This is a genomic window from Deltaproteobacteria bacterium HGW-Deltaproteobacteria-4 (assembly GCA_002841765.1).
In the GTDB taxonomy this organism is placed as follows: Bacteria; Desulfobacterota; Desulfuromonadia; order Desulfuromonadales; family UBA2197; genus UBA2197.
This window is the reverse complement of the sequence record PHAV01000010.1, coordinates 1-24133: the sequence shown is the minus strand read 5'-3', so window position 1 is coordinate 24133 and position 24133 is coordinate 1. Positions and strand designations below refer to the sequence as shown.

Genomic DNA, 24133 nt, shown 5'->3' with positions numbered 1-24133 from the left:
TTTGACCCTTCCTGCCTGCCTGTACCGCCGGGATTAATTCTCTCACGTGTCGTCCTTCCTCCTGCTGGTCGCGTATGTGACCGGGATCTTGATCGGGGATAACTCTTCACCCTTTTCTATTTCCAGCCTGATCGTCCCTTTCTCTTTGATCTCCCTGTGGTTTTTCTTTCGTCGGCAAGCAACGCTCGCCTTTGCCCTGCTCTGCGCCATCACTCTCTGCCTCGGCATCGTCCTTTATGATCTCAATCGCTATCCCCTGCCTGGCAATGATCATCTCCTCAACTTGGCAGAAGGAGCAGCGGTTATTATTGATGGGCGGATTCTGTCGACAACAACGCGGGCGTTGAGCGGCTACTCCATCGATGTCCAGAGTGCGCGGATCATCGCCAAGAGGAACGAGAGCGAGGTGCAGGGGCGGTTGCGGCTTTATGTCGAAAGCGGCGAGAATTTATGGAATCCCGGCGACGATATCCGTTTCAGTACAAAGCTGAAAAAGCCGCGGCCTTTTGGCACGCCGGGGGAGTTTGATCTCGGTCGGCAACTCGCTCTCAACGAGATCTTTGTCACCGGTTTTGTGCCGAACAGTACAGAGATTTTACGACTGCGCCCCGCCCTCCCCGGCCAGCGCAACTGGATAGAACGGGGCCGCACCGCCACTGCACGCTTTATCACAACACAACTCCCCTCAAGTTACAGTCCGCTGGTCAAAGCCCTGGCGATCGGTGACAAGAGCGGTCTGGCCCCCGCGATTCGTGATCTCCTTGCCCGCGGCGGCGTCTCGCACCTCTTTGCCATCTCGGGGCTGCATCTCGCGCTGATCGGACTGTCTCTATACGCTGTCGGTCTCGCCATTTATTGCCGTTCCACCCGTCTCTTGCTCGCTGCTCCCCCGGCCCGCATCCTCCCCCTGTTCATTGCCCCGCTTTTGATCCTGTACCTGCTCTGGACCGGTATCGGCGTCTCGACACAACGCGCTCTACTTATGGTCCTGGTCGGCTCAGCGCTCTTTTTGCTGCGCCGCAAGACCGTACCGCTGAATATCCTCTGCTTTGCTGCTCTGGCCATCCTTCTTTGTCAACCGCTGTTGCTCTTTACCCCCTCCTTTCAACTCTCCTTTGCCGCCCTGGCCGGCATCCTCGGCGGCAGTCGCATCTGGTCACCCCTTGTGGCCGATCGGCCAAAGGCGGTGCAATACCTGGCAGCCCTCTTCTTCTCCTCTATGGCCGCTACCCTGGCAACCCTGCCCCTGGTCATCTACCACTTTCATCTCATCGCCCCGAGCGGCATCATCACCAACATCATCGCCATTCCGGTGATCAGCTGGGTCGGCGTCCCCCTGGCTTTAGCCGGTTCCCTGCTCTGGCCCTTCTTTCCGGATATTGCCATCCTCCTCCTTGTCGGCTGCGAAGCGGTTATTGCTGCCCTGCTCAAGATTGTTGCGCTGATAATTACTTCCCCCGGCCTGGCCGGCTGGATACTTTACCCCTCACTGCCCCTCCTTGCGGCCATCTCCCTGGTCATCATCACCCTCTTTCTCCACAAAAGAAATTTCATCCTCAGCGGAATCTTGCTCACTACCGCCGGCCTCTCTCTATTCTGGGGGCTGCGTTCCCCACCCGAATTAACGGTTACGGCCATCAGCGTCGGTCAAGGGGAATCTCTCCTGGTCTCCCTTGGCAGCAGCCATTTTCTCGTCGATGGGGGCGGTCTTTATGGCGACCGGCTCGATACCGGCCGCCAACTCGTAGCGCCGACGCTGGGGAGACTCGGTATCCACCGCCTAGACGGGGTAATCCTCACCCACTCCCACCCCGACCATGCCAAGGGACTGCTCGGTATCTTGAGCGACATCCCCTGCCAATCCTTCATCATTGGTACGCCCCTCGCGGCAAATGATCCCTTGCTACCGGTGATCCGCGACCATCAGATTCCCCTCGTAGTGGCTTTGCCGGGATGGTCGCATCTTTTCACTGTTGATGACATGCAACTTTTCCTGTTTCGTCCAGCAGAGACAGAAACGAGTGACGAAAATGACCGGTCACTGGCCCTTTATGTCCGCAACCAGATCCATGGGGCGTTATTAACCGGCGATCTCGGTGAAAAGGGGATACAAAACCTGATCGAAAATCCTCCGCCGGGACCGGTGACTCTCTTCAAGTTGCCACATCACGGCAGCCGCTACTCCCTGCCCGCCCCCCTCATTGAATCCCTGCAGCCGCAGACTGCGTTTGTTTCAGTCGGCTATCAAAATCGCTTCGATTTCCCGCATCCATCCCTCGTGACTTATCTCGAAGGTAAAAAAATTCCGCTTTTCCGGACGGATCAGGACGGGACTCTCCGCTTTCGCGCTAACGAAAAAAACTGGACAGTAGAAAAGCTGAAATCAGGCTTTTTCATTGACAACTGCGTCGCTACTTTGCTAGAGATTAGCGGATTATTAACCCCGAAGCGGAGCCGGCCGGAATGACATCTTCTTCTATTTTGATCGTCGACAGCGACCCGTCCGCGCACCAGCATTATAGTAACCTCTTCCTTGATGCCACCTATCAGACCCGGATTGCGCCCTCGGAAGAAGACGCCCGAATCTATCTTGATTCACAAAAAGTCGACATCATTATTGCTGATCTGCAAACCCTCGACACTGCCGGTCGCCCGTTTCTCGACTACGCCCGCAAGCTGCCAACCACCCCCGATCTCATCTTGATCACAACCGAAAGCACCCTGGGAATCGCTATCGAAGCGTTGAAATCGGGGGCGCGGGAATACTTGCTCAAACCCTTCTCGCCCGAACAACTCTATCACCAGGTCAATACCTGCATCGATCAACGGCACCTGCTGGATGAAAATTTCCTCCTCAAAAAACAGATTCGTCTTTATCAGCGAGGACAAAGTATTGCCTCTCTCATCGATATCGATCGCCTCTTTGCCCTGAGCATCTCGACCCTCATTAACGAAATCGGTCAAGGTCGCGGCTTTGCCTTCCTGTCAACAGGTAGAGACATCTCCAAAGTTGATGGCAACGAAGGTGTTAATTTTGAAGAAGCCCTGACGCTGGCACAAGCGTTACTTCCCGACTTGCATAAAATCGAGCAGATTCGTATTTTCAAAGATGAAGATCTCTCCTCCTTGCGACTTCCAGGCGGACCTAAACAGATCAAGACCCTTTGCGTCTTCCCCTTAAGAAGCGAAAAGAATGTCAAAGGCGGACTCGTCCTGCTCAATCCCCATTTCGGTGATTTTTTATCCGAATTTCCTGTGGACAATCTGATATTTCTTGCAGAACAAGCCACTCTCAGCTTTGAAAATGCCTTCCGCTTTCAGGGCGCCCGCGAACTCATTTATACTGATGACTTAACTGGTCTCTATAATTACCGTTACCTGCAAAAGGTTCTTGATCTCGAAATTCGCCGATCCGAACGCTATAAACTCTCCTTTTCCCTGGTCTTCATCGACCTCGATCGCTTCAAAATCGTCAACGACACCCGGGGGCATCTGATTGGCAGCGATGTGTTGCGCGAATGTGGTGACTTACTGCGCACCTGTGTCAGAGATGTCGACATCCTCTTTCGCTATGGCGGCGATGAATTCACCATCCTCCTCGTTGAAGCGACAGCAGCAGGTGCTGCCAGCGTTGCCGAACGTATCCGCTCGACGATTGAGGCCTTCCATTTTCAACAGGAAAGCGGCAAGTCACTGCGGTTAACAGCCACCATCGGCTATGCGACCTATCCCGAAAATGCCTTTGATAAAAAGAGTATTCTTGAAATGGCGGATCGGGCTATGTATCACGGCAAATCACAGCGCAACATCGTTCGCGGCATCTGGGAAATCGATCCGTTATGATCGCTGGGCTGCCAATTCAGGCCCCCCCTCCCTCCCCTTCGCTCTAACTAATATTTTAATTTCAAACACCGGGACCGTCGTCACCGGCGAATCATAAAGTGAGGTCAAAGTGAGTATCACAGGCATCAAAGGAATGAATGACATATTGCCGGGAGAAGTTGAGACCTGGCAGTTTATGGAAGAGACAGCGCGCCGGGTCTTCAAGGCTTACGGCTTTGCTGAAATCCGTGTTCCCGTCGTGGAAAAGACCGAACTCTTTAAACGCTCCATTGGCGAAACGACCGATATCGTCGAAAAGGAGATGTATACTTTTAACGATCGCAGTAATAACTCGCTGACCTTGCGCCCGGAAGGGACGGCGCCGGTCATGCGGGCTTATTGCGAACACAAACTTCATGCCCTCGACGCCGTGACCAAACTTTACTATCTCGGCGCAATGTTCCGCTATGAACGCCCGCAGAAAGGCCGCTATCGCCAGTTTCACCAGATCGGCGCCGAAGCGATCGGCGTTGCCGACCCGAAGATCGATGCCCAGATTCTGGCGATGCTCACCCATTTCTTTGCCGAAGCGGAGATCCCTGATATCTCGCTGCAAATCAACAGTCTCGGTTGTCCAACTTGCCGCCCCGCCTATCGCGACCAGTTGATTGCCGCCCTCGAAAGTCAACTTGAGCACCTTTGCGAAGATTGCCGGCGCCGTTTCCGGACCAATCCGCTCCGGGTCATCGACTGCAAGGTTCCCGACTGTCAAAGCGCCACCCGCCATGCTCCGGCGATCATTGAACACCTTTGTCCGGACTGTGATGATCACTTTGCCACTGTCAACCGCCTCCTGAAGCAGATGGAGATCCCCTTTACCGTTAATCCGCGCATGGTTCGGGGACTTGACTACTACACCCGCACGACCTTTGAAATGGTCACCAACAGTCTCGGCGCGCAAAACGCCGTCGCTGCCGGCGGTCGTTACGACGGTCTGATCCGGGAGATTGGCGGCCCCGATCAACCCGGCATCGGCTTCGCCATGGGTTTGGAGCGCCTTGTCCTCCTCAAAGGGCAGCAAAGTGTTGCCCCGCAACGACCGGATCTCTTTGTTGCCGCCCTTGGAGCGGAAGCGGGGGATTGGGGGTTCCTCCTCGCTGCCAAACTGCAACGCCTCGGCATCAGCGCTGAACTGGACTATGCCGGCAAGAGCCTGAAGAGCCAAATGCGACGCGCCGACAAACTGCTGGCGCGGCATGTGCTGATCGTCGGCGAGGATGAAATTCGCAGTGGCACGGCCCAGCTCAAAAATATGGATGCCGGGACACAAAGTACGATCGCTCTCGACCGGATTGAAATAACTCTGCCGACAATTTTGTCGGGTGATTTCACACCGTAATTAGAGATTGACCCCATGCTTCACCCCTCTCTATAATCACCGATCTTTAACGATAAATATTTGAACCGGAGGATAAGACCTTGAGTGATGTAATAGGCGACTGGAAACGCAGCAGTTATTGTGGGGATCTCAGCGCAGCCGATATCGGTCGCGATGTCTGCTTGATGGGTTGGGTATTGCGCCGTCGTGACCATGGTGGTCTGATCTTCATCGATCTGCGTGACCGTGAAGGTCTGGCCCAGATCGTCTTTGATCCGGATCTGTGCGGAGCGGCCCACAAAGTCGCCGAGAGCGCGCGCAACGAATATGTTTTGGCGATCCGCGGCAAGGTCATTCCGAGACCGGCCGGCACGATCAATCCTAACATGAAGACCGGCGAGGTCGAAGTGCAGGTGGTCGAGTGCAAACTCCTCAACCGCTCGAAAGTCCTCCCCTTCATGCTCGACGAGCACAGCGACGTCGCCGAGAATATCCGGCTTAAGTACCGCTATCTCGATTTGCGTCGTCCGCAGCTTCAGCATAATCTGATCCTCCGCCACAAAGTTGCGCAGACCACCCGTCAGTATCTGACGGAGAACAAGTTCATCGAACTTGAAACCCCGTTTCTGACCAAATCGACGCCGGAAGGGGCCCGCGACTTCCTCGTCCCGTCACGAATCAATCCCGGTTGCTTCTATGCTCTCCCCCAGTCGCCGCAGATCTTCAAGCAGATCCTGATGATCTCGGGCTTCGATCGCTACTTCCAGGTGGTGCGCTGCTTCCGCGACGAAGATCTGCGCGCCGATCGGCAGCCGGAATTTACCCAGATCGATTGCGAAATGTCCTTTATTGACCGCGATGACATCATCACAGTGATGGAAGGCTTGATGGCCCGCGTCTTCAAGGAGACAAAAGGCCTGGATATTACTCTGCCGATTGAACGCATGACCTACCAGGAAGCCATGCGGCGCTTCGGGGTCGACAATCCCGACCTGCGCTTTGGCCTTGAACTCGTCGATCTTTCTGAAACCGTGCAAAATTCCGGCTTCAAAGTCTTTGCCGATGTTGTCAGCGACGGCGGTATTGTCAAGGGGATCAACGCCAAGGGCTGCGCCAGATTCTCCCGCAAGGAGATCGACGAACTGACCGAGTTCGTCAAGATTTACGGCGCCAAAGGCTTGGCCTACGTCAAGATCGAGAACGGCGTGTGGCATTCGACGATCGCCAAGTTCTTTACAGAAGCCGAGATGGCGACAATCAGCGCCGCCTTTAACGCCGAAGAAGGCGACCTCCTCCTCTTTGTCGCTGACAAGTTCAAGGTCGTCCATGATGCCCTCGGCAAACTGCGCAATCACCTCGCCAAACAGCTCAATCTCACCAGCAAAGAGGACTTCCGTTTTGTGTGGATTACCGACTTTCCCCTGCTGGAGTGGGATGAGGACGAAAAACGCTGGTGTGCTGTGCATCACCCCTTTACCGCGCCGATGGATGAAGACGTCGATTATGTCGAATCCGATCCCGGCCGCTGCCGCGCCAAAGCTTACGACCTTGTCCTCAATGGCAACGAGATCGGCGGTGGCTCCATCCGTATTCATCAGCAGCATGTGCAGTCCTTGATGTTCCGCATGCTGGGGCTTTCAGAAGAAGAAGCCAACTCCAAATTCGGTTTCCTCCTTGATGCCCTTGACTTCGGCACCCCGCCACACGGCGGCATCGCCTTCGGTCTCGATCGCATGATCATGATCCTCACCGGTTCCGATTCAATTCGCGACGTCATCGCCTTCCCGAAGACACAACGCGGCACCTGCCTGATGTCGGATGCACCGAACGCAGTTGACGATAAGCAGTTGCGGGAACTCTCCATCCGCACCAATCTTAAAGCTAAATAAAAGAAAAGCAGGGGGGCGAAGAGCGTCTCAACTCGTCGCCCCCCTGCACTGAATGATCTTCTCATCATGAAAATTCTTCTCAAACTCTTTTTCATTACCCTCTGTATTAACTCCTTATTGACAGGCTGCACCCTGTTGCCGTGCCGCAACCAACCTCTTTCTGCCGCAGAAACGTTTCCGCCGCCGGTAGCAGAAGCAACAGGGCCGGTTGAATTGGCGCCGTCAGCCACGACCGAACCCGTCGCCACAACGGCAAGCAAGCAGTCCCTGCCGCCGACCGGGGGAAACAGCAAAACGCGCTTGAGCTATATCGTCAGCGACGGAGAACTTTTGTGGGTCATTGCCAAACGCCCCGACATCTACGGTGACCCTTTGCTTTGGCCCCTCCTGTATCAAGCGAATCGCGACCAGATCAAAGATCCCCGTAAAATTTACGCTGGTCAAACCCTCACCATCCCTCGCAATGTCAGCGAGGAGGAGCGGCAAAAAGCACGTATTCTCGCAAAAAAATCCAACTTTTTTTCGCCAGAATAAAGTTGTTGTTCCGCTACTGCGGACCTCACAAAACCCGCGTTTTTTCCCTTATTTTTTCTTGACACCCCTTAACCTTTTACATACTGTATACACGTTTTGCTCGCTTCATTCATAAAGGTGAATATTCATCACCTTTCTTTCATCCACTGGCTTAATAAAGGAGAGAAAATGACAACGAAGAATACCACTATTATCTGGACCGAGATTGACGAAGCACCTGCTCTGGCGACTTACTCCCTCCTCCCTATCGTCCAGGCCTTTACCAAGGGGACCGGGGTTTCTGTCGAGATGCGCGACATCTCATTAGCCGGACGGGTTATCTCCACCTTTCCTGAATTACTGACCGAAAGCCAGCGCGTCCCCGACTTTCTGGCACAGTTAGGCGAACTTACCCAGAAAAAAGAAGCGAACATCATCAAGCTGCCCAACGTCAGTGCCTCAGTTCCCCAGTTAATAGAAGTCATCGCTGAGTTGCAAAGCCAGGGCTATAATCTTCCCAACTATCCTGAAGACCCTAAAAATGCAGCAGAAAAAGAGATTCAAGAGCGTTATTCAAAATGCCTCGGGAGCGCCGTCAACCCGGTGCTGCGTGAAGGCAACTCTGACCGCAGAGCTCCTCTCGCGGTCAAAGAATACGCCAGAAAGAATCCAAAGACCGTCCCCTTGAGCCCTTGGGCGGCCGGCTCCAAGGCGCATGTCGCGCACATGACCGACGGCGACTTCTATGGTAACGAGAAGTCGGTGAATATGGAGAATGGTGGCGACTTCCGGATTGAACTGGTGGCTGACGGTAAGACCACCGTACTGAAGGACAAGCTAACGGCTTCCACGGGAGAGATCCTCTCAGCAACCTTTATGAGCAAGAAGGCCCTGCGGAAATTCTTTGCCGACCAGATTGAAGATGCCAAAAAGAGTGGCATCCTGCTGTCACTGCACCTAAAAGCGACAATGATGAAGATCTCCGACCCGATCATGTTTGGTCACGCCGTGACGGTCTTCTACAAGGACGTGTTCGAGAAGCACGCCACGACCCTCAAGGAACTGGGCGTGAACCCCAATCTGGGTATTGGCGACCTCTACAAGAAAATTGAAAAACTTCCGGCAGCCAAGCAGGCCGAGATTGAAGCAGACATCAAAGCTGTTTACGCACAGCGTCCGCCTCTGGCCATGGTCGATTCCGACAAAGGGATCACCAATCTCCATACTCCGAACGATATTATCGTCGATGCCTCCATGCCGGTCGTGGTTCGTGAAGCCGGCCAGATGTGGAATGCCGAAGGGAAATTGCAGGACACAAAGGCGATGATCCCGGATCGTTGCTACGCAACCTTCTATCAGGAGATCATTGAGGATTGCCAGAAAAACGGCGCCTTCGATCCGGTCACCATGGGCTCGGTCCCCAACGTCGGCCTGATGGCACAGAAGGCCGAAGAGTACGGCTCCCACCCCACCACCTTCGAGATCCCGGCCAGCGGCACCATCCGCGTTGTCGCTGCCGACGGCAAGGCGCTGATGGAGCATAACGTCGAGGAAGGCGATATCTGGCGTTTGTCGCGGGTCAAAGACATTCCGATCCAGGATTGGGTCAAGCTGGCCGTAAATCGTGCCCGCGCCACCGGCGCACCGGCCGTTTTCTGGCTCGATAAAAACCGGGCGCATGATACCAATGTCATTGCCAAAGTTGAGAAATACCTGAAAAATCACGATACGTCCGGCCTGGAGTTCCACATCATGAGCCCGGTCGAAGCGATGAAGTTCTCCCTGGCCCGCATCCGCAAAGGACAGGACACCATTTCAGTTACCGGCAACGTACTGCGCGACTATCTGACCGACCTCTTCCCGATCCTGGAGTTGGGGACCAGCGCCAAAATGCTCTCCATCGTTCCGCTGCTGGCTGGCGGCGGCCTCTTCGAAACCGGGGCCGGCGGTTCGGCCCCCAAGCACGTCCAGCAATTCGTGAAGGAAGGCTACCTTCGATGGGATTCCCTTGGTGAGTTTTCGGCCTTCGGCGCATCCCTGGAGCACCTGGCCGCAACCTTCAACAATGCCAAGGCCCAAGTCCTGGCCGAGACCGTTGACCAAGCCCTTGCCAAGTTCCTCGACAACAACAAATCTCCGGCCCGCAAGGTCGGCCAGATTGATAACCGTGGCAGTCACTTCTACTTTGCCATGTACTGGGCAGAGGCCTTGGCTGCTCAAAACAAAGACCAGGAACTGAAGGAAAAGTTTACCAAGGTGTACCAGTCTCTGGCCGCCAATGAAGCGAAGATCAACGAAGAGCTCCTTGCTGCACAGGGGAAACCAGTCGATATGGGTGGCTACTATCACCCGGACAAAACCAAGGTTGCCCAAGCGATGCGCCCCAGTGCAACACTGAACGCAATTATTGATACTCTATAAATTGCATTTTGGCTGGAGCAGGGCATCCTTGATGCCCTGCTCTTATTCTTAAATTCCCAACCCAAGGAGAGATGACAATGGCAAGACCGAAGATTTCATTGATTGGTGGTGGACAAATTGGCGGCGTTCTCGCACAACTCTGCGCGCTGCGTGAACTTGGTGATGTCGTTCTTTTCGATATCGTCGAAGGCCTTCCCCAGGGCAAGATGCTCGACATCGCCGAAGCAGCGCCTGTCGACGGCTTTGATGTTTGTCTCAAAGGGACGAACGATTACAAAGATATCGAAGGTTCCAAAGTTGTTATCGTCACCGCCGGTCTCCCCCGCAAACCGGGTATGAGCCGCGATGACCTGATCGAAGTCAACAGCAAGATCATGACTTCTGTCGCCGAAGGGATCAAAAAATTCGCTCCCGAGTCGATCGTTATCGTCATTTCCAATCCTCTTGACGCCATGGTCACCCTTTGCCAGAAGATCACCGGTTTCCCCTACGAGCGGGTTATCGGCCAGGCCGGCGTCCTTGACTCGGCCCGCTTCAAAGCCTTTATCGCCTGGGAACTGGGCGTCTCGGTAAAAGACGTCACTGCTATGACCCTTGGCGGCCACGGTGACGACATGGTTCCCCTGGTCCGTTATGCCAGCGTTCAGGGCATCCCGGTAATGGAACTCCTGGAACAGAAGTACAAAAGTGCTGACAAAGCCAAAGAAGTTATGGAAGCGATGGTCAAGCGCACCCGTGGCGCCGGCGGTGAAGTTGTTGCCCTGCTCAAGACCGGCAGTGCTTTCTACAGCCCCGCTTCTTCGGCGATCGCCATGGCTGAATCGATCCTCAAAGACTCGAAACGTGTCCTCCCCACCTGCGTTTATCTCAATGGTGAGTTCGGCATCAAAGGCTACTATGTCGGCGTCCCTGCCATCCTCGGCGACAAAGGTGTTGAAGGAATTCTCGAATTTAAACTTGACGCCACCGAGCAGACAATGATGGACAAATCCGTTGCTGCGGTTAAAGATCTGGTCGGTGTTTTGAAAACTCAGGGCCTTCTTTAATCATTTGCTCCACACGTAAAAGAGTAAAGAAGGGCAATGGTGACATTGCCCTTCTTTACTAAAAAATGCGAAGAAACCGAGCATCGACTCTTTTTAAAATATTCGAAATTTTCTATAGATCGATTCCCGGCAGTTGTGCTAATCTCCGCAAGTTGTAAAACCGTGTTTCGGCTGCTCAAAAATCTGTAAAGGAGAGTAATAGGAATGAGCATTGAGGTCATCGAAAGATACTGCAAAGGATGCAGCATCTGCGTGGAGTTCTGTCCCAAGAACGTCCTTGAAATGGATGGGTTCATCGTGAAGGTAGCTCGCCCTGACGACTGCATCAAGTGCATGCAGTGCGAACTGCGCTGTCCCGACTTCGCCATCAAAGTCCACACTGATTAATTCATAGGAGGTCAGCTAACGTGGCAAAAAAAGTAGCTCTGATGCAGGGGAACGAAGCCTGTGCGCACGGCGCAATGTACGCCGGTTGCACATTCTTCGGCGGATACCCCATTACACCCTCCACCGAGGTCGCGGAAGTTCTTTCTAACGAACTCCCTAAAGTCGGCGGTAAATTTATCCAGATGGAAGACGAGATTGCTGCTATGGCTTCGGTCCTCGGTGCTTCCCTGACCGGCGCCAAAGTTCTGACCGCAACTTCGGGTCCCGGCGTCTCCCTCAAGCAGGAACTCATCGGATACGCCTGTATTGCCGAGATCCCCTGCGTTATCATCAACGTCATGCGCGGCGGTCCGTCGACCGGCATGCCGACCGGCCCCGGCCAGTCCGATGTGCAGCAGGCCAAATGGGGCACCCACGGCGACCACGCAACCATCGCTCTGGTCCCCGCGTCGGTTCAGGAGATCTTCACCGAGACCGTCCGCGCCTTCAATCTCGCCGAAAAGTACCGCATGCCGGTACAGGTCCTTTATGACGAAATCGTCGGACATATGCGCGAGCGTATCGAGTTCCCCGAAGCGGGCGAACTTGAGATTATCAATCGCACCCTGCCGACCGTTCCGCCCGAGCAGTACAAGCCGTACGACACCTCCTTCGGTGACGTCCCTCCCCTGGCTGCTTTCGGTTCCGGTTACCGCTTCCATGTCACCGGTCTGAACAAGGCACAGGATGGCTTCCCGACCACGAAAGCGGAGTACGTCGATGCTGAAGAGCGTCGCCAGGTCCGCAAAGTCGAAGGCGAAGTGGCTCGCGCCCAGATTGAGTTGAACGAAGAGTATCTGACTGAAGATGCCGATATTCTGGTCTTTGCCTACGGTTCCACCAGCCGTTCCGCCCGTTACGCGGTCAACGAACTGCGTAAAGAAGGAATCAAAGCCGGCCTCTTCCGTCCCATCACCCTCTGGCCCTTCCCGGAGAAGCGGATTTCCGCTCTTGGTAAACAGGTCAAGGCGATCATCGTCCCCGAAATGAACCTCGGCCAGATGAATCTTGAAGTCGAGCGTGTGGTCAAGGGCAGCTGCCCGGTTATCAGCATCGGTCGAGTCGACGGTGAGCCACTCAACCCCGGCCAGATCATTGCCCAGGTCAAGGAGGTCAAGTAACATGGCTTACGATTACGAAAAATCTCTCCGTCCTGGCAAACTGCCCCACATCTGGTGCCCTGGTTGCGGCCACGGAATCGTCATGAAGGGCCTGCTCCGGGCCATGGATACTTGCGGTCTTGAGAAGAACAACACCGCTCTGGTCTCCGGTATCGGCTGCGCCAGCCGTCTCCCCGGCTACGTTGACATGTGCACCCTGCACACCGCCCACGGTCGCGCTGCTGCCTTTGCCACCGGCGTCAAGATGGCCAGACCCGAGATGAATGTCATCGTCATGGGCGGCGACGGCGACGGTACCGCCATTGGCGGTAACCACTTCATTCACGCCTGCCGCCGTAACATCGACATGACTTATGTCATCATGAATAACTTCATCTACGGCATGACCGGCGGTCAGTTCTCCCCCTGCACACCGACCGGTGACAAGGCATCAACCACGCCTTACGGCAACCCCGACCCGACCTTCGATATCAGCAAACTGGCAATCGGCGCCGGTGCCACGTTTGTCGCCCGGACCACCGCTTTTCATGCTACCCAGATCGACAAGTTGATTGTTGAAGGGATCAAGCACAAAGGGATGGCGATTATCGAGGTTCTTGACGACTGCCCGACCACTTACGGTCGTCGCAACAAGTTCCGTAGCGTTGTCGATATGATGAAACGCCTCAAGGATATTGCTGTTCCTGTCACAGCCGCCGGCAAGATGACTGCCGAACAGCTTGAAGGGAAGATCCTGACCGGCGTCCTCTACAAAGAAGACAAGCCCGAGTACTGCGAGCAGTACGCCAAGGTCATTGCCCGCGCCCAGGGCGTGAAATAATCAGACGAAGGAGACCGAAGAATGTCTAAAAGATATGAAATACGGTTTTCCGGCGCTGGCGGGCAGGGCCTGATCACCGCCGGGATCATTCTGGCCGAGGCCGCCTCGATCATCGAGGGAAAGCATGCCGTTCAGTCCCAGAGCTACGGCCCTGAGGCCCGCGGCGGGGCATCCAAGTCGGAAGTTATCATCTCCGATGGCCCCATCGATTACCCCAAGGCAACTATTGTTGACGCCTGCCTGGCAATGACCCAGGAATCTGCTGACAAATACGCCAACGGCATCAAAAAGGGCGGTGTCCTGCTCATCGACTCTGACTTTGTCAAAAACGAGCCGAAAGGCGACTTTAAAGTCTATAAGATGCCGATCATGCGCACTGCCAAAGATGTTGTCGGTCGTGAAATCGTCGCCAACGTCGTCGCTCTCGGCGCCATGATTGCTCTGACCGATGCTGTCTCGCGCGAAGCCGGCTTACAAGCTGTCCTTTCCCGTGTTCCGGAAGCTTTCATTGAGCTCAACAGAAAAGCTTACGCACAAGGGTTCGAAGACATGAAAAAAATTCTCGGCTAGTTATGAGGATATGACAAGAAAAAAGGCTCCCGAGATGATCGGGAGCCTTTTTTCTTGGTTACGACTGACAATCGGAGCAATAAAAACTCGATCGTCCATCAATCTGCATGCGCTGAATTTCCCCGCCACACCTTCGACAAGGTTCACCGGCACGACCATAAGCCATTAGTTCCTGTGCGAAATAGCCCGGCTTCCCGGCAGCACTTTTAAAATCGCGAAGTGTCGTCCCCCCCGCCTTAATGGCACGCAGCAGCACGGCGCGGACCTCCTTTACCAGTAAAGCATAACGCCGGCGACTGATCTTTCCGACTTGTCGCCACGGTGCAATTCCGGCCGCATGCAGAGCCTCACTGGCATAAATATTCCCGACCCCGACAACTGTTTTCTGTTCCATCAAAAAAGATTTGACAGTGACTGTCCTTTGTCGTGAACGCTGATAAAGGTAGTTCGCTGTAAACTCATCCGAAAGGGGTTCCGGCCCCAACCCTGCCAGCGCAGGATGCGCCTGGGGATCTCCATAACAGGGGAAGATGGCGCCAAAACGACGGGGGTCACGGAAGCGCAGTCGTTGTCCCCCTTGGGCAAAGATGATTTCCACATGATCGTGACATTCAAAAGGGAGTGGTTCAGCAAGGAAGCGCAACGTACCGGACATCCCCAGATGGATTAGCAGCGTACAATCACCACTAAAATGAATCAGCAGATATTTTGCCCGGCGGCTGACGGCAAGAACCGTCCGTACTTGCAAAGAAACGGAAAGATTCGCAGGGATCAAAACACGTAGACGTGGTTCCCGGACAATAATCTCCGCAATGCTTAAGCCGACAATAAGCGGGGCAATCCCGCGACAGATCGTCTCAACTTCCGGTAATTCAGGCATCGTTTAAATCCACAGGTCATTACCGGCAGCACGCAGATCATCCCATGAACAGGATTGAAGATCAGCTGGTAACTTGCAGAGATCGAGCCGCAGCGCTGCCACAAATAACCACCTGCCATCTGCAGCGCGGCGGCAGCGGCCTATTTCAAGGGAGTCAAGGACTTCGCCCTTAAGGTGCAATCGTTGACGGAAAAGAATTTCGGCGGTCTCACTGTGCTGACAACTTCGCAGAATTTCACAGGCACTGATCTCGAAGATCCCTGCAATTTCTGCCGTAGCATATGCCAGATAAGTGTCACAATCAGGAAAGAAATGCAGAAACGGGGCGTCAGGGTGATAGCTGTAAAAAATGGTACGAAAATCCTGCTGCATGAAGGCGGCAACACGCTCCTGAATCAGAATTTCCGGGGTCAACGCCAGAATCATCAATCCTCCTTAGCGGTCCATACGCGGGTCAAGGGCATCGCGCAAACCTTCTCCGAGGAGATTGTACCCGAGAACTGTCAGCAGAATTGCCATGCCGGGAAAGACCGAAAGCCACCAGGCGGAACCGAGTGTCTGTTTCCCGGTAATCAACATGTTCCCCCAAGACGGCGTCGGGGGCTGCACACCAATTCCGAGAAATGACAGGGCGCTTTCAGTAAGGATAGCGCCGGCCACCCCCAGCGTCGCCGAAACGATCACCGGTGAAAGTGCATTCGGGAGAATATGACGAAAGATCAAGCGCTGGTCGGAGGCGCCGATCGATTGGGCGGCAACCACAAAATCACGACTGCGCAAAGACAAAAACTCTGCACGAACCAGGCGCGCAACCCCCATCCAGCCGGTTAGACCGATAATAATCATGATGTTCCAGATGGAGGGCTCCAGAAAAGCAATGACTGCAAGGATGAGAAAAAATGTCGGGAAACAGAGCATGATATCGACAAAGCGCATCAGGACAGCATCAACCCAGCGGCCATAAAAACCGGCCATTGCCCCGACAATGATACCGATCAGAGTAGCAATGCCGACAGCAACAAAACCAACAAGAAGGGAGATTCTCGCACCATAAAGGATCCTAGCCAGAACATCCCGACCAAGGTCGTCAGTGCCAAGAGGATGCCCCCACCCTGGAGGCATGAGGCGCAGCGTGATATCGATAGCACCGGGGTCGCGGTTATACAGGGGTGCAAAAAGGGCGAGTAGAAACATAAAGACAACAATCACCACCCCGGCCAAAGCCATACGATTGCGCTGCAATTGCTGCAAGATCGCAATGAAACTTTTCAAAAAATCGATCATATCTCTGAATAATCCAATGTAATTTCGACACGTTGATCTGTTTACCACAAATCAGACAAGGTGCTGCGCTTCAAGTTCATCTTTTAAATAGGCATAATAGACCGGGGCCGCAACCAAGCCGCTTAGCCCGAAAGCTGCCTCCATAACCAGCATGGCCAGAAGCAATTCCCATGCATGCGCATCAATGCGAGCACCAATGATCCGGGCATTAATGAAGTACTCAAGTTTATGAATGATGACCAAAAAGAGAAGCGAAGATCCAGCGACTTGAAAAGAGACGCTCAAACTGATGACAACAATGACTGTATTTGAAATGATGTTACCGATCACCGGTAACAGTCCGACAATAAAGGTTAATGCCACCATCGTCTTGACGTAAGGAATTGAAATTCCCAACAATGGAAGTGCGACGCCTAGATATAACCAGGTTAAAAAAGTATTTAAAGCGGCAATCCGCACCTGCGCAAAGACAACCCGACGAAAAGATCGGGTGAAACGTCTTGCCCGCTCTGCAATCGCTGTGGCTAGAGGTCGACGCAGCCGCTTGCGCCCTGAGGTAACCTCCCGTAAAGAAAGTAAAGCGCCGACCACCATACCAATGAGTATGTAGGCGAGCGATCGGACGAAAATTCCTCCAGCTGCCTGTAACGTTTCCGCGTGGTTACGTAATAATTTTGCCACTGCGGCATTCATTGCATCAACATTAGCGGGCAGATATTGCAGCAATCCTGCCGGTAGAATATCCCGGGATCCTTCGATAATTTCTGCCATCATCTGCGCCATCCGCGGCAGACTCCCTGCACCGAAACGAAACAAGGAGACGGACCAAAGGGCAAAAACCCACAAAATAGCGACAATCGAGGAAGCAATGAGAACAAGAACCCAGAGTCGCGCCCGATTTTTCGTCGAAGTATAGCCATGAAATCTTGGAGAGATGAGATGCACCAGTTCATAGACTGCCAAGCCGGCGAAGAGAGCCGGGAGTAGATGCAGTTTGAGAACCAGAGTAAGAACGACAGCGGCTAACACCCATGACGAGATATAAAAATAGAGGGGATCAATGGCACCCGACTGACGCCTTATATTCTTCTCCACCATCATGATTCTACCCTTCATTCAAAACACGAGTACTTCCTTTGTCCAACGGGATTCTTTTACCACAAAATCGCTTGTGTATCTTGAAAATTTGATAGGAATAAATTTGTTTTTTTATGCTTGTGTCACAACTCAGAGGTCGGTAATATCGCAAAACCTTCTGAATCCGAGCCCCTTATCTACAGGATGACACTTCAACAACATGGATTGGCTGACCATCATCGCAATTGCCATCGCCCTCGCCATGGATGCTTTTGCCGTGGCTCTCGGCGTGGGAATAAACATCTCCCGCCTGACCGGCAGACATCTTTTTCGCCTTGGTTTCCATTTCGGACTTTTTCAAGCTTTGATGCCGATTCTTGGCTGGTTCGCCGGCATGACGATCCAGAAATGGATACATGCTTACGATCACTGGATTGCCTTTGTTCTCCTCTTTATTGTCGGGGTAAAGATGCTCTACGAGGCCTTTCAGGAAGAGGAGACAAAAAGCGGGAAAGATCCGACGCGCGGGGGGACTCTAATCATTCTGTCAATCGCCACCAGTATCGACGCGCTTGCAGTCGGCCTGAGTCTGGGGATGCTTAACATCTCGGTCTGGACTCCTGCCCTGATCATCGGCCTGGTCGCCGGAATCCTCACTGTTGCCGGTTTACTTCTGGGGCGGCGGTGCGGCACAATCTGGGGAAAACGGGTGGAAATACTGGGAGGTTTAATTTTATGCGCAATCGGCACCAAAATATTATTGCAACACCTCATGGAAAATTAAATTTTGACCCAATAGTTTTATTCTGGAAGGTTTTAAATTAGATGCACCGTCTGCCCTTTATTAGCTTTTACATCTTTGTGGTGACTATGTTACCCATGACTGCGACTTTTGCAGCCTCGCCTGAGATCCCTCTGAAAGAAGGGGCGTGGAACATCACCTTGCAACTCAACCCAAAAACTCCCGATTTCCTGCCGATCGTTCAGATGCTCTGCCTCAGCCAAAACGAACCGGTTCCGATCCCCGCGAAAAATGCGGGATGTCGACTCCTTACCAAAGAGATCGAAGGGAACACCGTCTTCTGGGTCGCCGAGTGCCGTGAAAAAGAATTTGTCACCCGCAGTGTCGGCAATGCGACCTACGACATCAGCAAAGTTGAAGGAGCCGTGCAGACAATGACCTCCGCAGTCGGAAAAGAAACGGAAATGCGCACCTACACCTTGACCGGTAAACGCCAGGGGAATTGTCGCTAAAACTTTTTGGACTACTCACCGCCTAAACCCTATAAGGAAGATAAATTCGATGCATTTTATGTTGTTAACAAGCTTTTTCCTCCTTTTGATGACTGCCTGCAGCAGTAGCGTCGCCCCCTCCCCCCGTTCCGCGGAAATATTGATGAGCGAGGGGGAAACCTTCTTTGCCGAGAAACGCTATGACGAGGCTATTGCCGCTTGGGAAAAGGTGCGTGAGCGCTACGTTTCTCCAGAGATGAATGCATTAGCTGAGCTAAAAATTGCGGAAGCCCACTTCTTGGCAGAACGCTATATCGAAGCGGTTGTGGCCTATGAGTCCTATCTCAAAACTCATTCTGACGATCTACATAACGCCAATGTTCTGTACAATCTCGGGGTCTCTTATCATCGTGAAATGCTGGCACCGATGCGGGATCAAACGACAACAAAAAATGCGCTGTCAGCATTCAAAACCTTCCTCGCCCGTTATCCTGCCGACCCGAGACGACCCGCTGTCGAAAAATTCATGGCCGAGGAGATGGATGCTCTGGCTGCCCACGAACTCCATATCGGCGCATATTATGAAAAAAAAGGGGTCAGCACCGCGGCTATCGCCCGCCTTGAACCTCTAGTCGCTGCTTACCCGAATTTCAGTCGCAGAGATGAGCTTTACTTCATCCTTGGCAGCGCCTACCTCCATAATGATAAAAGTGAGTTGGCTGCAGAGTACTTCAACCGGCTCGCAACAGAGTATCCGGAGAGTTCTTACACGCGCAAAGCACAGAAACTTGTCGCTGAGAAGTTATAATTGGACGGGTTGCAACTTCAGCCTTTTTTCTTGACTTGGTCAAGACGCTTCTATATAAAATGTAACGCAATTTTAAAAAGATAACGACCTTGAATACAAAAGATAATCTGAATTCTCACAGCTTTTTTTTACATTTTTTTATACGGTGAGCGCATAACGCCCTCGCTTTTAGTAGTCAAACTGGCATTAATGGCGCGCACTCAACATGACGCGACCCCTATACCAATGAAGGAGAGAAAATTATGTCCGAGTATGGCACCCTGCAAGACCGCGTACGTTGTAAATCCCTGATGAGTAAAGTTATGACCGCCGAACAGACCATCCCGATGTTTAAAGATGGTATGAACCTTGGCTGGTCCGGTTTTACCCCGGCCGGATACCCCAAAATGGTGCCGATCGCCCTTGCCGAGCATGTTGAAAAAAACAACCTGCAGGGCAAGCTCAAATTCAATCTCTTTATCGGCGCCTCTGTCGGTGCCGAGACCGAAAACCGCTGGGCGATCAACGACATGATCGACCGTCGCTGGCCCTATCAGACCGGCAAGGATATCGCCGCCGGGATTAATGCCGGCCGCATCCGCATGGGCGACAAGCATCTCTCCCTCTTTGCCCAGGATCTCGGTTACGGCTTCTACACCAAAGACACCCCGAGCGGCAAACTTGACCTCGCCATCATCGAAGTTTCAGCGATCACCGAAGATGGCGGCCTGGTTCCGACCTCCTCCTGCGGTGTTATCCCCGAAATTCTCATGATCTGCGACAAGGTCATCATCGAGGTCAACACCGGACAGCCTTCTTTCGAAGGGATCCACGACATCGTTTCCTGTAACCACCCGCCGAATCGTCAGGTGCTCAACATCACCAAGGCCGATTCCCGCATCGGCACCACCTACTGCCCCTGCGATCCGAGCAAGATCGTTGCCATCGTCGAGTCCAAACTCCGTGACCAGGGTCGCGCCTTTGCCGAACAGGATGACACCTCCGAAGCGATCGCCGGTCATGTCATCGACTTCTTCACCCACGAAGTGAAGGCCGGTCGTCTGCCGAAAAATCTCCTGCCGATCCAGTCGGGCGTCGGCTCCATCGCTAACGCCGTTATCGGCGGTCTGGCCAAAGGGCCCTTCAGCAATCTCACTGTCTACACCGAGGTTCTGCAGGACACCATGCTCGACCTCTTCGATTCGGGCAAACTCGATGCCGCTTCTTCCTGCTCTCTCTCCCTCTCGGCAGAGCCGGGCTTCCCGAAATTCTTCGCCAACATGGACAAGTATTTCGACAAGATCACCCTACGGCCCCTGTCGATCTCCAATGCGCCGGAGCCGATCCGTCGTTTGGGGTGTATTGCCATGAATACCCCGGTTGAGATTGACATCTACGCTCACGCCAATTCCACCCTGGTCGGCGGCACCCGCATGATCAACGGTCTTGGTGGTTCCGGCGACTTCCTGCGCAACGGCTACCTGAAGATGATGCACACCCCGTCGAGCCGGCCTTCCAAGACCGATCCGAATGGTATCTCCTGCGTCGTTCCGCACTGCTCGCACATTGACCACACCGAGCACGACCTCGACTGCGTCATCACCGAGCAGGGCCTGGCCGACGTGCGCGGTCTGGCTCCGAAGGATCGCGCCCGTCGCATTATCGAGAAGTGCGCCCATCCGGACTACAAAGACCAGCTCAACGAGTATCTGAACATTGCTGAAGCCGACTGCCTCAAGCGTAAAGTCGGGCACGAGCCGCAGCTCTGGGATCGCGCCTTCAAGATGCACCTCAACCTTGAGAAGAACGGCACCATGAAACTCAAGAACTGGGATGTCAAAGTCGATCTCTGCGAATAGTCTTCGCAAGAGACTTTCCCTTCCAACAAAAAAGCCCACCGGTCATCCGGTGGGCTTTTTTGTTGGATCGTTACTTTTGGAAGCGAAGATTATATCGTTCCTCAAGTAAAGCACGGAGGCGGGCCATAAAGAGCGTCCCAGGATCGATTTTGTCCGTAAAACGATAACTGGTGTCATCCTCACGATACAGCTGATAGTGCGGCAGGGTATGGTCGCGATATTCATGATGGCCCAGAAGATAGCGAATCATCGGCTGGCGTTGCACGATACGGCTGATCAGCGCGGCATTAGCTTCGAGCTGGGCCTGCGTCAGATCATCGGCATTAACAGCAACATTTTCGATGCCGATGGCGCTGTGATTGAAGCCGATAATATGGCGGCAAAGGATGTCTTCTCCGGCGAGTTGATACAGAGTGCTGTCACGGTCAACGAGATAATGCGCTGAAACATTCACTTCGCCGCCGCCGACAATATCCCGGCGGACCTGCTGATCAATTCGGGCCGGGCGGAAAAAATCGAGGGTCTTTTGCAACGTCGGGATCGTTGTAAAGTGGATGACGATCATCTGTGGATTGCTCAGAACTGCGGTCGCTGTGCCGTAGTGGTGACGAGCATAATCGACGGTCAGCTGGATGCGCTCCGCATTAAAAAGGGGACGCTGAATGGCCTGCGGATCCAGGACCGACGCCATCGCAGTGTGTGGCGCTACAGTGTTCGTCAGGAGGATGACAAACAAGAGCAACCGCAAACAATTTTTCTCAAAACAAGCCATAAGGAGAACCGATTTTATCACCAGGTGATCATATGTGAGCTGAATTTATTGCCCTCATGACCAAACAATTAAATTCGTTTTCTGTAGGAGCGAGCTCCAGCTCGCGATAGCGCCGGCGGATGCCAGATCGTTTCACAACTTAAGCGTCGGAGCCATAGCAACTCATGAATGTTTGCCTGCGCCACCAAAGCGTTCACGAAATCCTTGTCGCGCTTCGCCGATGAAGATCAATAGTTGCTCTTCAGGAACACGGATGACTTCTATCTTCTGACGTTCGGCTGCACGGGCCAAAGAATCGGCTTTTTGTTCAACGGGGATATAAAGAATTTTTGGCAGTGCCCCTTTGTGCTCCGAAGCCTGTTTGAGTATTCGTCTCGATTCGAGTTCAGAAAATTCACCCTGGGAGAGGGGATAAAACGATGAGGTTAGGATGTAGCAGCTGGCGGCGTCCATGAGTGCCAGACAGTTGAAGTCGCCATCCGCCTTGATGTGAATAGGTGCGTCATTCAATTGAAAGAGGATCCAGGCTTGGTTGACTTGGAATTGGTCTGGATGAAGCATCGGCGGTTCCTTTTGTGGTGCTTAGCAAGACTGGAGGGTAATTAGATCGATTGTTTTAGTATTCAATTTCTGAATCTCTCAAAATATGTTGGATCGACGTCATAGACTGTCCGTTTTTTAACACCAAGCTCAACCCGTTGAAACATTTCCACTAACTTCACACCATCAACAAGTTCGACCTTTGGCGCACCTTCTCGATTGGCTTCAACTACCGCTGCGTTGGTAAACGAAGATGTTGTGATGATGATTCCTTTCTCGGCTCTTCCAATCATGGCGTTGCGAAAGTCGCCTACCTGAGAACGGCCAACTAAATTGCCCTCCGCGTAGCGTTTGCACTGAAACAATACCTTGAAACTTACGAAAGGATTGATCTCCAGAGTGCCGAAACCGTCTATGCCACCATCGGCAGATCCACCTGTGATTTCGACATTCTCAAATCCCGATTCCCGCAGGAGTTCCCGAGACACCTTTTCAAAACCGAGCGGGCTTAATGAGCGAAGAACAGCGATCAGGCTCATTTTTTGGTCTGCTTCCGGTGTGTCCGGGGCCGGTGCTTCCTCTTCAGGCACTTCAACCGACTTAGTAGCCTTTTGCTTTCGGATCTCAGCGTGAATCGCCACCCATTTCTTGAATATTTCGGCCGCCTGAGCTTCCGTAACGTGTGCTGTACGTCCTTTTTCCGTGAGCGTCCACGTACCTTGCTTAGAAGATTCGAGCATCCCCTCCCAGACAAGATACTGCCTCGCCCATGCAACCTGATTGTGAAACCTGCTGCCACCGGACTTCAATGTTTCGTCCAGAACCTCGTCAGGGAGGTTAAGATTCTTGGCAATACGGTCCGAAACTTCTCGCGGCCTTCCAGAATCCCCAAGGTCACGAAGCGCGTCAAGAAGCGGCCCAAACCATTTTACAAATTCAGCTTTTGATTTACGCATCATCATTTCTTTCTGACTTCTAACCCGTCCGCTCTTTTGCGAGTTGTTAGATGGCTACATTAACTGTGCAATTAATTCCCACTCGGAGTCGCGCACTGGAAAGTTTGTTCCTTGAAACTGCCGTAGGATCGAAAGCTTTGACAATTCTGGAATCTTAAGTAGATCTTTTTTCAAGATTGGTTTGTTGACAAAGCGACGAATTACAGAGAGACGCACCCGATTTTCAATTTCGTTTTCGACGTCTTCCAACCAATATTTCTTCTCAGGTCTATTTTCCGAAATGAGGGACGGTTCGCACTCGATACGACACAATGCGTAGATACCAGCTTCTTTTCCTGACATCCAGAGCAGGACCATGTGTCCTTTGTGAATGCGATTCTTATTCTGGCAGACAAGCCAATGAATCGAGTTTCCAATCTCTTCATCGCTAAGGGCATTGAGGATGTCGTAGCGGTTTGGGTTCCCCTGGAAAACCCAGACATTGATGTCATGGTCTTCATCGGCAATCGCCGCGACGCCTGAGATGGACTGTTTGTACCGTTTGATATCCTCGACTTTTGACGTCGAAAACGTGGACTGATCATCGATGAACTTGTAATCGTACTTCTTAGCGAGATCTGAAATTTGAACCACGCCAAGCGGGCCTGTAAAGGATTTTGTGTAAATGGGTTTGTCGGTTAATAAGTCGGCATCCTGTCGCCGAAGATGATCGCAAACTGATTGAGTGCCGATTTCCAGT

The 24133-nt window shown here is 53.0% G+C and carries 23 protein-coding genes; 15 read left to right on the top strand and 8 right to left on the bottom strand.

Annotated elements, in window-relative coordinates:
* The first annotated feature begins 46 nt into the window (after positions 1-46).
* The 11 genes from CVU69_08280 (at position 47) to CVU69_08230 (ending at position 14006) form a co-directional block, all read left to right on the top strand.
* Positions 47-2467: a DNA internalization-related competence protein ComEC/Rec2 gene (locus CVU69_08280; protein ID PKN12184.1), complete on the top strand. Its 2421-nt coding sequence runs from the start codon at positions 47-49 to the stop codon at positions 2465-2467.
* Complete coding sequence (locus CVU69_08275) at positions 2464-3843, top strand: diguanylate cyclase response regulator (GenBank protein PKN12183.1); 1380 nt, start codon at positions 2464-2466, stop codon at positions 3841-3843. The genes CVU69_08280 and CVU69_08275 overlap by 4 nt, the downstream gene beginning before the upstream one ends.
* Before the next feature lie 109 nt (positions 3844-3952).
* Positions 3953-5221 carry a histidine--tRNA ligase gene (locus tag CVU69_08270; GenBank protein ID PKN12182.1) on the top strand — a complete coding sequence of 423 codons (1269 nt, stop codon included), beginning with the start codon at positions 3953-3955 and terminating at the stop codon, positions 5219-5221.
* A gap of 80 nt (positions 5222-5301) precedes the next feature.
* Positions 5302-7089 (top strand): aspartate--tRNA ligase, encoded by a 1788-nt coding sequence (locus CVU69_08265; protein PKN12181.1) that lies wholly within the window; start codon positions 5302-5304, stop codon positions 7087-7089.
* Between the two features lie 66 nt (positions 7090-7155).
* Entirely contained in the window at positions 7156-7623 is a 468-nt protein-coding gene (locus tag CVU69_08260) for a hypothetical protein (GenBank protein ID PKN12180.1), read from the top strand.
* Positions 7624-7791: 168 nt separating this feature from the next.
* Positions 7792-10023 (top strand): isocitrate dehydrogenase (NADP(+)), encoded by a 2232-nt coding sequence (locus CVU69_08255; GenBank protein ID PKN12179.1) that lies wholly within the window; start codon positions 7792-7794, stop codon positions 10021-10023.
* Positions 10024-10100: 77 nt separating this feature from the next.
* Entirely contained in the window at positions 10101-11069 is a 969-nt protein-coding gene (gene mdh / locus CVU69_08250) for a malate dehydrogenase (protein ID PKN12178.1), read from the top strand.
* A 204-nt stretch (positions 11070-11273) separates the two neighbouring features.
* A complete protein-coding gene (locus CVU69_08245; GenBank protein ID PKN12177.1) occupies positions 11274-11456 on the top strand; it encodes a tungsten formylmethanofuran dehydrogenase in 183 nt (60 codons plus the stop codon).
* A 20-nt stretch (positions 11457-11476) separates the two neighbouring features.
* A complete protein-coding gene (locus CVU69_08240) occupies positions 11477-12616 on the top strand; it encodes a 2-oxoglutarate synthase subunit alpha (protein ID PKN12176.1) in 1140 nt (379 codons plus the stop codon).
* A gap of 1 nt (position 12617) precedes the next feature.
* A complete protein-coding gene (locus tag CVU69_08235) occupies positions 12618-13436 on the top strand; it encodes a 2-oxoacid:ferredoxin oxidoreductase subunit beta (protein PKN12175.1) in 819 nt (272 codons plus the stop codon).
* A 21-nt stretch (positions 13437-13457) separates the two neighbouring features.
* Positions 13458-14006, top strand: coding sequence for a 2-oxoglutarate ferredoxin oxidoreductase subunit gamma (locus CVU69_08230; GenBank protein PKN12174.1), 549 nt, complete (start codon positions 13458-13460; stop codon positions 14004-14006).
* Between the two features lie 58 nt (positions 14007-14064).
* On the opposite strand, the gene CVU69_08225 is transcribed toward CVU69_08230, so the two are convergent.
* The 4 genes from CVU69_08225 to CVU69_08210 are packed head-to-tail and all read right to left on the bottom strand — an operon-like array spanning position 14065 to position 17268.
* Entirely contained in the window at positions 14065-14886 is an 822-nt protein-coding gene (locus CVU69_08225) for a DNA-formamidopyrimidine glycosylase (GenBank protein PKN12173.1), read from the bottom strand.
* A 3-nt stretch (positions 14887-14889) separates the two neighbouring features.
* Entirely contained in the window at positions 14890-15312 is a 423-nt protein-coding gene (locus tag CVU69_08220) for a hypothetical protein (protein PKN12172.1), read from the bottom strand.
* 9 nt (positions 15313-15321) lie between these two features.
* Entirely contained in the window at positions 15322-16170 is an 849-nt protein-coding gene (locus tag CVU69_08215; protein PKN12171.1) for a peptide ABC transporter permease, read from the bottom strand.
* 51 nt (positions 16171-16221) lie between these two features.
* Positions 16222-17268, bottom strand: coding sequence for a hypothetical protein (locus CVU69_08210; GenBank protein ID PKN12270.1), 1047 nt, complete (start codon positions 17266-17268; stop codon positions 16222-16224).
* 199 nt (positions 17269-17467) lie between these two features.
* On the opposite strand from CVU69_08210, the gene CVU69_08205 reads away from it, so the two are divergent.
* From CVU69_08205 to CVU69_08190, 4 genes are all read left to right on the top strand, one after another.
* Positions 17468-18031, top strand: a complete 564-nt coding sequence (locus tag CVU69_08205; protein PKN12170.1) for a hypothetical protein — start codon at positions 17468-17470, stop codon at positions 18029-18031.
* A gap of 41 nt (positions 18032-18072) precedes the next feature.
* Positions 18073-18501 carry a hypothetical protein gene (locus CVU69_08200; GenBank protein ID PKN12169.1) on the top strand — a complete coding sequence of 143 codons (429 nt, stop codon included), beginning with the start codon at positions 18073-18075 and terminating at the stop codon, positions 18499-18501.
* 49 nt (positions 18502-18550) lie between these two features.
* Entirely contained in the window at positions 18551-19288 is a 738-nt protein-coding gene (locus CVU69_08195; GenBank protein PKN12168.1) for a hypothetical protein, read from the top strand.
* A 242-nt stretch (positions 19289-19530) separates the two neighbouring features.
* Entirely contained in the window at positions 19531-21126 is a 1596-nt protein-coding gene (locus CVU69_08190) for an acetyl-CoA hydrolase (protein ID PKN12167.1), read from the top strand.
* A gap of 70 nt (positions 21127-21196) precedes the next feature.
* Here CVU69_08190 and CVU69_08185 read toward each other — a convergent pair whose 3' ends face one another.
* From CVU69_08185 to CVU69_08170, 4 genes are all read right to left on the bottom strand, one after another.
* Positions 21197-21898, bottom strand: a complete 702-nt coding sequence (locus CVU69_08185) for an N-acetylmuramoyl-L-alanine amidase (protein ID PKN12166.1) — start codon at positions 21896-21898, stop codon at positions 21197-21199.
* Positions 21899-22060: 162 nt separating this feature from the next.
* Entirely contained in the window at positions 22061-22459 is a 399-nt protein-coding gene (locus tag CVU69_08180; GenBank protein PKN12165.1) for a hypothetical protein, read from the bottom strand.
* Between the two features lie 62 nt (positions 22460-22521).
* Positions 22522-23400: a restriction endonuclease gene (locus CVU69_08175; protein ID PKN12164.1), complete on the bottom strand. Its 879-nt coding sequence runs from the start codon at positions 23398-23400 to the stop codon at positions 22522-22524.
* Positions 23401-23448: 48 nt separating this feature from the next.
* Complete coding sequence (locus CVU69_08170; protein ID PKN12163.1) at positions 23449-24132, bottom strand: hypothetical protein; 684 nt, start codon at positions 24130-24132, stop codon at positions 23449-23451.
* Position 24133 lies beyond the last annotated feature (1 nt).